Genomic DNA, 7,950 nt, shown 5'->3' with positions numbered 1-7,950 from the left:
AAGATTAACAAATATTAGATACAATGATTATGAAACGGAAGGTGGGCCCTTACAAAGTTATACCCTACGTACCCAAGATGAGGATGAAAAAGAGCCTAATTCTGAATTTAACCTTACATATAAACGTAGTTTTGAACAAAGTGGGCATGAGTTAACCGGCGCCATTACCTACTTGGATTATTGGGAAAATTCAGACCAGGTTTATACCCAAGATGGATTTACACCGTCTGGAACTCCCATTGCCGGAGCATCAATTTACCAAACATCTGTAAACGATGAGTTTGACAGGCAGTGGCTCTTTCAATTGGATTATACCAAACCCATTGGCAAGGAGGGGAATTTCGAGACAGGATTCAGAAGTAGTTTCAGAAACATGGAAAATGATTTTATCGTAAGTCAAAGACTGGAATCTGGTGAATTTGAAGCCCTACCCGGCTTGGATGACATCTTCCTTTATGATGAGAACATTCATGCAGCCTATGCCATCTTGGGCAATAAACATGAGAAATTCTCTTACCAAGGAGGGCTACGTGCGGAATACACTGATGTCACCACCACACTGGTAAACTCAAATGAAATCAACCCAAGAGATTACGCCAACCTCTTTCCTTCTGCTCACTTCACTTATAACCTCAGTAAAGACGATGCTTTTCAAATGAGTTATAGTAGAAGAATCAGGAGGCCTGTTTATAATGACTTGAGTCCCTTTATGACTTTTTCTGATGCCAGAAACTTTTTTAGTGGCAATCCGGATCTCAACCCTGAATATACAGATGCCTTCGAAATAGGCCATATCAAATATATGGACAAAGGATCCATTTTTTCTACCGTTTACTATAGGGATACCAAGGATAAAATTGAAAGAATAAGAAGTGTGGACGCTGAGGGGAATTCTACAACTATCCCTGAAAATTTATTAGGTGAGCAATCCATGGGTTTTGAATTTACTACAGATTACATCCCTGTAGATTGGTGGAAGTTAGATGCCAATTTTAACTTTTTCTATGCCAAAATAGATGGAAGTAATGTATTGGATACTTATACTACCGACACTTATTCTTGGTTTACCCGACTCACTTCTCGATTCACCTTTGCCAATGGCTTGGATCTTCAGGTTCGGGGAAATTATGAAGGAAGAAGAAAAGTGGCCCAAGGAGTACAAAAAGCCATGGCCTTTATGGACATATCGGCAAGCAAAGACATTATGAAGGGCAGGGGGACATTGATTCTTAATGTTTTGGACGTATTTAATTCAAGAAGGAGCAGATACATTTATGAAGGACCGGGTTTCAAAACAGTAGGAGATGTATTCCCTAGGAAAAGACAAATTAACCTTACTTTGAATTACCGAATCAAACAATCCAAAGCTCAGAGTAAGAGCAAGCTTATGGGAGCTGAATAATTATCTTACCATTGGCCAATGGGACCCTTGTTGGCCAATGGTAAATTTCCATTTTTCACCGGAAGGACACATTAGTCTGAGCGTAAATAGGTTTGCTTTTCGGTTGAATGAACTACTTTGCCATTGCTTTCACTTCTAAATGTCGGAAACAATGGACCAGGTGGTCATTCACTATTCCTGTGGCTTGTAAATGTGCGTAAACAGTAGTACTTCCTAAAAATTTAAAGCCATAATTCTTCAACTCTTTGGCCACTTTATTGGACAGGTCTGTAGTGGCCGGATCTTCTCCCATGTTTTTCCAAGCATTTTGTATGGGTTTTCCATCTACAAAATCCAACATAAATCCGGTAAAGGTTCCATATTTCTCTTGAACTTCTATAAAGCGCTGGGCATTGTTTACAGCGGATTCAATTTTCATTCGATTGCGAACGATACTAGGATCAGCCGTTAATTTATTAATCTCTTCAGGGGTAAAACGCGCCACTTTTTGGTAATCAAAATCTTTAAAGGCTTTGGCATATCCTGCCCTTTTCTTTAATATGGTGGCCCAACTTAATCCTGCCTGAGCACTTTCTAAGATCAAAAACTCAAAGTGGGTTCTATCACTATACACCGGAACTCCCCATTCTTCGTCATGATACCTGATATAATCTTCAAACCCAAGACACCATGGGCAACGAAATTTTTGGGTCTGGTTGTGCATGTAATCGCTCATATGGTTACAGGATTTCTAAGAAATATAGTCAATTCCAAGATCAACATGGCATCAAATCCCATGAAATCATGCAATTAATAATTGGTATCAATAAAAACCAGACTCCGGAAATACCAAACCCTTAGCCGAAGAATTCAATACTGTAGCTAATTTCGTTAATTCATTCTTCCTATTCAATCCCTTTTACTACTTCTTTCTTAGGCATGGCAATGCTCCACATCCCTCTTAAATCACCCACTTGATAGTTAATCGCCTTGTCATCAGGGTAAAGATTTTTAATTTTTTCCACTGTCCCTTCTTGGATTTCCTTGCCGGGTTGTCCATGACAATTGAGGCAAAGCCCATTTGGAATGGTGATTGCCTTGGTAAATAACAAGACCTGCCCATCTTCAATTTTCTGAATATTGGCTTGGTTTTCTATCTTATTTTCACTGTTATAAGCATAAGCATCCAGTAGTTCCTTTTCTTTTTCATTGGGAACATTTTTCGGATTGCGATTTTTCACAGAAACCCTCTTTATCGTCACTTTGTATTTATCTGCTACTTCTTTGGTAATGCCTAAGGCCTCCACATTACAAAAGCTTACCGCACCTTCCGGTCCTTTTTCCTGAATGGCTTTTTGCAAAGTCCCCATCAAAGCCTTCTGAGCTTCCATACTGATCTTTTCCCCCCACTTCATGGCATGCGTTGTAATTTCAGCTTCACTTAGTTTTTTCACCTCATTGGCTTTGTTTACCTCATCTACCAGTTTACGGTCAATTTTTTTTCCATCATTGCAACTGCTAATGCCACTGATCAAGGAAAGTCCTAAAATATACCAATTGTGTTTCAAACCCATCATCGTTGTAGTGTGTTTTATTATTAAATATAAGGACTTATCAAAAAAAAGACAACCTAATGAGCCACCTTTGCTGAAGAGCTTAAAACAGATCACCAATCCATTCTTAGCAATGTTAAATCTTAATTTCACTTTTACAAACTGCCTTTTTTGGCCCCTCAAACATATAAAATAAATCTGTGTCGGGTAATCATCAACATTATTGCTTAATTTTGCCTTCCAAATACAACAAGCATGCTGGACAAACTTGAAGCAATTAAAGATAGATTTGAAGAAGTTTCACAACTCATCATCCAACCGGATGTAATGAGTGACATGGGAAATTACACCAAATTATCTAAAGAATACAAAGACCTGGAAAAAGTTGTTGCTGCATATGACAGTTACCGACTCACCTTAGAAAATATAGAAAGCACCAAAGCAATTCTGGATAAAGAGAAAGATCCGGAATTTCGTGAGATGGCTAAGGTGGAGTGGGAGGAATTGAAAAACAAAAAAGATGAGATGGAAGAAGATCTCAGAAAAATGTTAATTCCTAAAGACCCCAATGATTCCAAAGATTGTATCCTGGAAATTAGAAGTGGAACAGGAGGAGATGAAGCGGCCATCTTTGCGGGAGATCTGTTTAGAATGTACCAAAGGTTTAGCGAAAAGCAAAACTGGAACCTTACCATCCTGGATTTGACTTTTGGAACTTCCGGAGGTTATAAGGAGATCATTAGCTCCGTTTCCGGTGCGGATGTGTATGGAATGCTGAAGTATGAATCCGGCGTTCATCGGGTTCAGAGGGTTCCTGCCACAGAAACTCAAGGTAGGGTACATACTTCAGCAGCCACTGTTGCTGTTTTGCCTGAAATGGAAGAAGTGGATGTGGAAATAGACATGAATGAAGTTAGAAAAGACACCTATTGCTCCTCAGGGCCTGGTGGACAATCTGTAAACACCACTTATTCTGCTGTACGGCTTACACATGAACCTTCAGGTATTGTTGTGACCTGTCAAGACCAAAAATCGCAAATTAAAAACTTTGAAAAAGCTCTCAAAGTATTGCGGTCTAGGATCTATGAAATAGAGCTTGCCAAACATAACGAGGAAGTTGGAGCTCAAAGGAGATCTATGGTAGGAAGTGGGGACAGGTCAGACAAAATCCGAACCTACAATTACCCACAAAGTAGGGTGACAGATCACCGCATCAATAAAACCGTTTACAACCTCCCGGAAGTAATGGAAGGTAGTATTGAAGACTTTATAAGTGCTCTTAGATTCGCTGAAAATGCCGAAAAAATGAAGGGCGGAGGAATGGAAGATTAGTTGCTAATCAGCTTCCTTTGAAGTCCGATAATCAGAATTTATGTATTATAGCTTTTTTATTAGTTGCTACAAAACCTTGACGAAAAAACTGTCAAGGTTTTCTTTTGTGTTCAATCAAGCTCTTAAAGGACAAGAATTTTTCTTTTATACTCTTTTGTTCTGGTACGAATTACTAACACATGCAATCCTTTAGGCAGGTCATTGATAAAATAGACAAATTTCCCGGAAGAAGTGGCTACGTCTTTAATCTTCATTCCCATAGAATTGTATATGCCAATGTACTCCAACCCGGCTATTCCTTTTACAGAAACATGAATATCTCCGGTGAAAGAAGGGCTTGGAAAAACTTCAATATTCGCATCAGCTGCCTCTTCCTCTATAGAAGTGATAAGGTTAACATTTACCGAAAGGACTCTGCTGGGGCCTTGGTCACATGCATTTACCGGTGTCACTTGGATCACATGGTCACCAGGGCTCGTCCAGTTAACACGTAAGGAAGAGGTTCCTTGTCCGCTAATAATTTCTCCACCTCCGGAGATTGACCATTGATAGTTGATATCTTGTTCACCAACTACCTCATAATCTGCTTCTTGAAAACCGACCTTAACGGCACCTTGAATTTCGGAAGGTTGGTCAGGAACAGTTATTACACGGACAATCTTTTCTGTTGTAGGACCTTCACCGCAAGGGTTCCTACTTGACACTTTCACAATATGTTCATCTAAATTGGTCCATTCAATGGTGACTACAGCGGTACCTTGTCCCTCCCTTACTACTCCTCCTGTGGCTTCCCAGAAATATTCAGTACCCGGAACAGCGTCTACAAAATATTTTTCCAAGGTATTGACACAGACCACCCCTTCTCCTTGAATCACAGAGGTCTTCTTAGGCTCTTCTGAAACCACCACCTCCAATGCAGTGGTTTCTCCATTTCCACAATTATTAGCTCCCCTAACCATTACAGCATTTCTTCCCGGAGTATCCCATCTTATCACCACTCTGGTACTGCCTTGACCTTGAATTACGGTGCCTCCATCAACCCGCCAGTTGTATTCCACTCCTTCCAAGCCAAAGTCTTGAATAGAATAGATTTGCTGACTAATACAAATATTATCCTCCCCAAAAATGGTGGGAATAACATCGGGCACTTGACAGGTATATTGGTAAAGCAATCCATTTTCCCCAACTGCATAGCCTACATTCAAATCCCCAAAGCTAATACCGGTGAAATTTTGAAAAGTAGCTGTTTCCAATTGTTCCCAATTTTCGCCTGCATCAAAGGTGCGTAGAATCAAACCATTATCTCCGGTTATAAAGCCCACAGATTCGTCGAGAAATTCAATATCAGTTAAAGAGGTGTTGAAACCTGTTTGGATTTGTACCCAATTCAAGCCCTTGTCAACAGTTTTAAAAACAGCGCTTCCTGGACTTACGGCTATGGCAGTGTTTTCATCCAAGACTTCAAGGGCAATCAAATCTACACTGCTGCCTATGCTTACTTTCTGCCAATTTAAGCCGGCATCTGAGCTAATTAATACCATACCTTTTTCACCGATGATCAGCCCATCGTATTCATTGAAGAATGAAATATCATTCAGATTCACATCCTCGTAACCGGAAGATATTTCTTCCCAGTTTACCCCTTGATTATCGGTTTTAGTAATTAACCCTCTATCACCTACGGCAAAACCACTATTAAAATCGAAAAAGTACAGTCCATTTACATTCTTTATTGTACCGGGGTTCAGGGTAGTCCAGGTAACACCTGAGTTTCTTGTAGAAATAATATTCCCATTATTTCCCGATACAAATCCGGCAGTATTGGTAACAAAATACACAAAATTAAATGGCAAAGAAATAGGTCTGGAGCGATCTACCAAGCGAGATCCTCCGTTTGTAGTAGTTATTATCAGGCCATTTTCACCGACAATATAACCTTTTTGGTCTGTCACAAATTCTACCCCCTTATAATCGTTTGCATTTCCGAATAACCTCTGACTCCAGGTAGACCCGGTATTATTTGAAGAGATTAAGACCCCTCCTGATGCAACAGCCAAAACATTATTGGTTTCGGGCCGAATAGACAAGCGCTCGATATTTTCAACCGTCCTTGAGATAGCCCCTATAAAAGTAAGCCCTCCATTCGCTTTACGTAAAACAGTCCCCCCTTCTCCACTTACAACCCCTATCTGGGGATATGAGGGATTGAAAATCACATCTTTAAGGTCTGTATCAATGCCACTATTTATAAATTGCCAAGTCTGAGCACCATTTTCTGTTTTGATAATGGCACCTTCATTACCTACAGCGTACCCGGTAGTGTCGTCCGTAAAATGTATAGCATTTAAAGGTACATCAAATCCGGAATCAAACAATTCCCAAGTCAGGCCGGCATTTGTTGTTTTAAGGATCTCCGAATCGGCGGTTACTGCATAACCAAGAAGTTCATCAACGAAAGACACTTTATTGATTGATGCTGCCGTTGGAACATTCACTGCCACCCATGTAGCCCCACTATTGCTTGAGCGTAAAATAGTACCGTTATCACCACTAATAACCATAATGTTTTCATCAACGTGAATAACATTATTTAATTCTTCCCCTTCAGTATAAGTAGGTTTTGCCCAACTAAGTCCTCCATCTGTGGATCTGTAAATGAGCCCTGCATCTCCTAGTAAGACCCCATTTTGGTCATCAAAAAATGAAACATCATTGACATTCATTCGTGCGGGGAGTTCCATTTCTATCCAGCTAAGCCCTCCATCTATGGACTTAAGCAATATGTTTTCTCCGCCAATATACCCCACATTTGTGTTTACCCATTGAATAGATTTGTAGTCATTTCCCCAGCTCCCTACTCTTCTCCAGCTTTGCCCAAACCCAATTTGAAAAAGTAAAAAAGTAAAAAAACATAAAAGTAAACCCCGCTTCATATAAATGCCTAAGTCTAAATAAATTATACTTACAAAAATAATATATAATTCAGCATATAACAGTAAAAAGAAATTTAATATGCTCTCTCTATCTGAAAGACCTTTTTCCTATTACAAAATCAAAAAATAAGGATATAAAAAAAAGGGCTAAAAAGCCCTTTTTGTAAAACTTAAAACAAGTTTCAATATTATCTATCTTTGCCTCCAACTGCAATCATGGCACATCTAAAACCAATATGGTTTGAAGAAGAATCTTGGTGCATGAATCTTCTGGTACCTGGAGCAAGCCAATAAGCTACATCTCTCCAAGATCCACCTTTAAAAACCCGGAAATTATCGTCAATCAAAGTGGTATTGTAAGTATCCTCTTCATCATTTGTTCCATCTTTTCTAATAGGGTTGAGGTCATCAAAATCTTGAAAGGAAAGCGGCCTGTAGACATCTTGTACCCACTCATTCATATTACCTGCCATATTGTACAAGCCAAAATCATTTGGAGGGAAATCATATACATTAGTAGGGATAATCTCTCCATCGTTTGAGACACTACCTGATAGACCTGCATAATCCCCTCGGCCTCTTTTAAAGTTGGCCAAGAAATCCCCTTGTCTGGATTTTCTTTTGATATTGTATGGGTTTCTAGGACCTCTTCCGTCCCAAGGATAAATCCTACCATTCTCTTGGTTTTCATCCATGTATTGTGTCCCAATCATCGCTTTGGCTGCAAATTCCCATTCTGCCTCATTCGGAA

General features: G+C 39.6%; 6 protein-coding genes. 2 read left to right on the top strand and 4 right to left on the bottom strand.

The genetic code is table 11. The features are described from left to right. On the top strand, positions 1-1,402 hold a 1,402-nt coding region (locus AAC037_RS14255), incomplete at its 5' end, for an outer membrane beta-barrel family protein (protein WP_339903617.1). 112 nt (positions 1,403-1,514) lie between these two features. Here the strand turns inward: AAC037_RS14255 and AAC037_RS14250 are convergent. Together AAC037_RS14250 and AAC037_RS14245 are read right to left on the bottom strand one after the other, a co-directional pair. After that, positions 1,515-2,117 carry a DNA-3-methyladenine glycosylase I gene (locus tag AAC037_RS14250; protein WP_339903616.1) on the bottom strand — a complete coding sequence of 201 codons (603 nt, stop codon included), beginning with the start codon at positions 2,115-2,117 and terminating at the stop codon, positions 1,515-1,517. A gap of 169 nt (positions 2,118-2,286) precedes the next feature. Continuing rightward, complete coding sequence (locus tag AAC037_RS14245; protein ID WP_339903615.1) at positions 2,287-2,958, bottom strand: DUF3365 domain-containing protein; 672 nt, start codon at positions 2,956-2,958, stop codon at positions 2,287-2,289. 231 nt (positions 2,959-3,189) lie between these two features. Here AAC037_RS14245 and prfA point away from each other — a divergent pair, with 231 nt between their 5' ends. Then, positions 3,190-4,266: a peptide chain release factor 1 gene (gene prfA, locus AAC037_RS14240; protein ID WP_339903614.1), complete on the top strand. Its 1,077-nt coding sequence runs from the start codon at positions 3,190-3,192 to the stop codon at positions 4,264-4,266. 122 nt (positions 4,267-4,388) lie between these two features. On the opposite strand, the gene AAC037_RS14235 is transcribed toward prfA, so the two are convergent. Further along, positions 4,389-7,199 (bottom strand): YCF48-related protein, encoded by a 2,811-nt coding sequence (locus tag AAC037_RS14235; RefSeq protein ID WP_339903613.1) that lies wholly within the window; start codon positions 7,197-7,199, stop codon positions 4,389-4,391. Positions 7,200-7,387: 188 nt separating this feature from the next. Next, positions 7,388-7,950 (bottom strand): SUMF1/EgtB/PvdO family nonheme iron enzyme (locus AAC037_RS14230; RefSeq protein ID WP_339903612.1); only part of this gene is annotated, 563 nt, incomplete at its 5' end.

Source organism: uncultured Cyclobacterium sp., from assembly GCF_963976465.1.
GTDB lineage: Bacteria > Bacteroidota > Bacteroidia > Cytophagales > Cyclobacteriaceae > Cyclobacterium.
Note: the sequence above shows the minus strand (reverse complement) of the source record. Positions and strands in the feature narration are given on the sequence as shown.

Excerpts from the sequence above, each read along its gene's own strand:
- AAC037_RS14235 (WP_339903613.1), bottom strand. The coding sequence starts at position 7,199 with ATGAAGCGGGGTTTACTTTTATGTTTTTTTACTTTTTTACTTTTTCAA.
- AAC037_RS14250 (WP_339903616.1), bottom strand. The coding sequence starts at position 2,117 with ATGAGCGATTACATGCACAACCAGACCCAAAAATTTCGTTGCCCATGG.
- prfA (WP_339903614.1), top strand. The coding sequence starts at position 3,190 with ATGCTGGACAAACTTGAAGCAATTAAAGATAGATTTGAAGAAGTTTCA.
- AAC037_RS14245 (WP_339903615.1), bottom strand. The coding sequence starts at position 2,958 with ATGATGGGTTTGAAACACAATTGGTATATTTTAGGACTTTCCTTGATC.